Below are 520 nucleotides of genomic sequence, written 5' to 3'. Positions count from 1 at the left end.
CGCTATTGATATGAACAGCTCAACTTATCGCCATCCGGTGAGCCGATTAATTAAAAGTAACTTGTTTAATTGATGAGATGAAACAGAAGAGTTAACGAGAGGTAGACACACTTATTGGGACGGTACCTGCATTCCCTTGGAGGGCCATGGAAACGAGAGATAGGCGGCTTATAATGTGTCTTTCAATAAATTTCAGGCAAAAAAAAGCCTGATCAGTGATCAAGCTTTTACTTATCTTAAGAGAGTAATCTTGATAACGACCCCATTGATCACTTAGCAGCGCCAAGCTACCATCGGCGATGTCACTTTTCACTTCTGGCTCTTTATTAGGGAAGGGGATGGAATCAGGTGGTTCAGACGTTGTTATCTCTTACCTTTTGCCTAGTAAATTTTAGGCAAAAAAAAGCCTGATCATAGATCAGGCTTTTTATAATTCAATCTTGATAACGACCTACTCTCACATGGGACCTCCCACACTACCATCGGCGATGTCACTTTTCACTTCTGAGTTCGGGATGGG

1 protein-coding gene and 1 rRNA gene are annotated in these 520 nt (G+C 41.9%); both read right to left on the bottom strand.

Going from position 1 to position 520, the window contains the following annotated elements:
- Nucleotides 1-91 precede the first annotated feature (91 nt).
- Entirely contained in the window at nucleotides 92-313 is a 222-nt protein-coding gene (locus tag OA91_RS23850) for a hypothetical protein (protein WP_063340091.1), read from the bottom strand.
- 125 nt (nucleotides 314-438) lie between these two features.
- Nucleotides 439-520: ribosomal RNA gene (gene rrf / locus OA91_RS24895) — 5S ribosomal RNA — on the bottom strand; the annotation flags it as partial.

The organism is Marinomonas sp. SBI8L, assembly GCF_001624705.1.
Taxonomy (GTDB): domain Bacteria; phylum Pseudomonadota; class Gammaproteobacteria; order Pseudomonadales; family Marinomonadaceae; genus Marinomonas.
The sequence above is the reverse complement of the archived record's forward strand: the minus strand, read 5'-3'. Positions and strand labels throughout refer to the sequence as shown.